This is a genomic window from Streptomyces viridochromogenes, from assembly GCF_001270495.1.
Classification (GTDB): Bacteria; Actinomycetota; Actinomycetes; order Streptomycetales; family Streptomycetaceae; genus Streptomyces; species Streptomyces viridochromogenes_A.
On sequence record NZ_LGUR01000053.1, the window covers coordinates 1 to 3,314 of the forward strand.

The following is a 3,314-nucleotide window of genomic DNA, read 5'->3' on the forward strand; positions in this document are numbered from 1 at the left end:
TTGCGCCAGACGGACTCGGAGGGAAGCTCGGTTCAGCGGCGACCGGATCTGCTGGACGTGCACGGCACTGTTCGTCCTCGTCCGCGCGCCCGCCGAGCGACGTCGGGACGTACGAGTTCGCGGATCCGTTTCTCCCAGGTGCGGTCCGCGTGGCCGCCCGCGAGGTCCGCCAGGATCCGGCTGGTCTTGGCGAAGCGGACGTGGGCGCCCTGGCGGACGGCGAGGTGGCCGAGGGCCTGGGCGATGTGGGTCTTGCCGACACCGACCGGGCCGAAGAGGATCACGGACTCGCCGGCGTGCAGCCAGCGCAGGGCTCCCAAGTCACGGATCTGGGCCGCGGGCAGTTTCGAGGAGGCGGTGAAGTCGAACTCCTCCAGGGTGACCTGCTGCTCGAACTTCGCGCGGTGCAGGCGGCGTTGGAAGGCGACGGTCTCGCGGCGGGTGATCTCGTCCTGGCAGAGGACCTGGAGGAAGTCGAGGTGTCCGAGCTCGCCGCCGTGGGCCTGGGCCAGGCGGGCGTCGAGGGTCTCCAGCATGCCGGACAGCCGGAGTGCTTTGAGCGACTCGCGCAGGGCACTGTCCATTACGGTCATCGGGCTTCCACCTCGCTTCGTCGTGCACCTGGTCGTCGTGGGCGTCATCCGCCGTGTCGGGGGTCGTGACGGTCGGGGCGAAGAGCTGGGCCGGTCCGTGGAGGAAGGCCGCGGCCCCGGCATCTCCGCTGGTCTCGGGCTCGGGATCGGTCTCGGTGCCGGCGATGAGGATGCCTTTGACGGTGCGGTAGGAGGGGTCGCCCGCGGCGATGGCCCTGGCGCAGGCGGCTTCCAGCCGCGTCTCGCCGTATTTCTTCCGCAGACCGAGAACCCCCTGGGCAGCGCGGAGCCGGTAGAGGGCGTTGACCTCCAGGAGTTGGTCGACGACCTCGCGGCAGGACTCTCCGATCTCGGACGCCTGGCTGCGGCACCAGACCGGCGTGCGCATCTGGAAGGCGATCTTCTCGGGCGGGTAGTCCTGGCGGTCGGTGCGTTTGCCCTGCTCAAGTGCCGCGTGAGTCTTGACCAGTTCGCCGTCGAGGAAGACCTGCACCATCGTGGCGGTGGAGCGGACGTCGACCTTGCGGCCGATCAGCTTCCAGGGCACCGAGTAAAGAGTGCGGCCCACCTTGATGTGGATGTCCGGGCCGACCGTGGCCGTCGACCAGCGGGCCAGCACGAACGGAGTGGGCGGCAGCGGCAACAGCTCGGCGGCCTCCAGCGCCTCGAATACCGCCAGCGGGGCGGCCCCGTCGAGCGGACGGCACTGCCGCCGCCCGGCGACCTGCTGACTCCAGGTCACCGCCTCGGCCTGCATGTGCTCGATCGAGGTGAACTCCCGGCCCCGCCAGAACGAGTCGCGGACATAGGGCATGGGCCGCTCCACCCGCGGCTTGTCCTTCGGTTTCGACGCCCGGGCGGGATCGACCAACGCCCCGTAGTGGGTGGCGAGTTCGGCATACGCCTTGTTGATCTTCGGGTCGTAGAGGTCGGGCTTGTCCACCCCGGTCTTGAGGTTGTCCGGCACCAGCCGGCGCGGGACGCCGCCGAAGTAGCGGAAGGCCGCAACGTGCGCTTCCGTCCATGCCTGCTGGTCCAAATGCAGCACCGGACGCACGAACATGTGCCGCGAGCAGGGCAACACCATCACGAACGCCCAGACCCGGTGCCGCCGACCCGTGCGCGGGTTGATCCACTGCCCCAGGAAGCCGTAGTCGATCTGGGCCTCCGAACCGGGCTCGACCTCCTCCCGCAACACCGTGACCTGCGACCTTGCCACCTCGTCCGGCAGCGTCGCGTGCACCCAGCGGCGGAAGGAGGAGATCGACACCTGGAGCTTGTGCTCGTCCCGCAGCCGCTGGTGGATGGTCGAAACGGTCACCGTCCCCAGCAAGCTCTTGATGTAGTCGCGGTGCTTGTCGATCTCCGGCCAGGTCACCTGCCGCAGCCGTCTGTCAGCCAGCCCCGGGAACCACTCCTTGATCAGTTTCGACCAGTCGGCCTCGCTCATCGGCGGCCCGCCCGGGGTCATCCCGGATGCCTCCGCCGGGGCCAGGTACTTCCTGACCGTCTTGCGATCCACTCCCAGCGACGCTGCCAGCGCACTCTTCGAGCCGCCCGCGTACCAGTGGATGTAAATCTCGGTGATGTCGACCACGACGAACGTTCCTCTCGCCATCCGGGCTGCCCATCGGCCTTCCGAACCACGGGACGAGGAACATGAGCAGCTCCGCGACGACCAGGTCCCTCGATCCCGGACTCCGCGTTACCCATGGCCAATCTGGAGGATTCCGATTAGAGATCACTTAGCACTCAAACCGCCCAAGATAGGGAAAACTTGATCGTCGACAGTGCTGAGCGATCACATGATGCGCCCGGAACCGGTCGCCTGGACCCGTCAGCGCGAGCGGGCAATGTCAGACCCGGCGGGCATCCTGTCGACCATGGATGGGATCGAAACTCGGCCGCTGCGCGACCGCCACGACCTGGACGCGGTGCTTCGCACCGGCTTCGACCTGATCAGGGCTGTCGCTCCGGGGCTCAAGTGCCGGCTCGTCGGCACGGCAGCGGCTCGCCTGCAGGGCGTTGACCTGCCGGTGGGTGACGTCGACATCCTCGTCGAGCGACGCCGCGACGTGGACGCTGTTGCCGAAGCGCTGGCGGACTTGCCCTGTGTGACCGCCCCGCAGTGGCTTGCATCGGCCCGGCAGTACTTCGCCTGCTACAGCCTTCACGGCGTCAGATTCGAGGTCAGCACGGTGGAAGCACCGTGCGATGAGGATGGCTGGGAGTGCCAGGGACCCGGCCCTTGGCGGCACTACGTCACCGTGGACTGGGGTGGGCACCGCATCGACTGCGTGCGGCTGGAACTCCGGCTGACCACCGAGTTCCTCCGCGATCGCTCCGACCGGTACCAGCCGATACTGGCCCACCTCGACGCTCACGGCGCCGACCTCGAACTCCTGCAACAGAGCATGACCGTGCGCGGGATCCCTGAGACACTCGCGCACCTGACCCGAGGGCTTCAAGCAGCCGGCAAACCGTAGACGTAGATCGGCTGCAGAACGACCGAGCCGTCATGCGCGATCACAGCCCTCATGGGGAAGCGTGGCTGCAGGGGTGGGGAATTACCTGACGCCGAACCCGCCTGAGGTGGGGAATTCCGTGACCGTCGACACGCTCTGCCCAAGCGAGAAACCTCCCACCATGCACCGATACACGATGCCAACCCCGGCAGCCAGCACAGCACCCACTCACCGCCCGCCCCACACAGCACAGCAC

2 protein-coding genes and 1 pseudogene are annotated in these 3,314 nt (G+C 67.9%); 1 reads left to right on the forward strand and 2 read right to left on the reverse strand.

Going from position 1 to position 3,314, the window contains the following annotated elements; genetic code table 11:
- Positions 1 to 32: 32 nt before the first annotated feature.
- Positions 33 to 716 carry an ATP-binding protein gene (locus ADK36_RS08055; protein ID WP_338060773.1) on the reverse strand — a complete coding sequence of 228 codons (684 nt, stop codon included), beginning with the start codon at positions 714 to 716 and terminating at the stop codon, positions 33 to 35.
- Positions 664 to 2,190 (reverse strand): annotated as a pseudogene (gene istA / locus ADK36_RS08060) (IS21 family transposase); the annotation flags it as partial. The pseudogene istA and the gene ADK36_RS08055, both read right to left, overlap by 53 nt.
- A gap of 193 nt (positions 2,191 to 2,383) precedes the next feature.
- On the opposite strand from istA, the gene ADK36_RS08065 reads away from it, so the two are divergent.
- Positions 2,384 to 3,079, forward strand: a complete 696-nt coding sequence (locus tag ADK36_RS08065) for a hypothetical protein (RefSeq protein ID WP_048582739.1) — start codon at positions 2,384 to 2,386, stop codon at positions 3,077 to 3,079.
- Positions 3,080 to 3,314 lie beyond the last annotated feature (235 nt).

What these genes read in the sequence shown, in the direction of transcription:
- ADK36_RS08055 (WP_338060773.1), bottom strand. Translation starts at nt 716, where the DNA reads ATGCCGGGGCCGCGGCCTTCCTCCACGGACCGGCCCAGCTCTTCGCCC.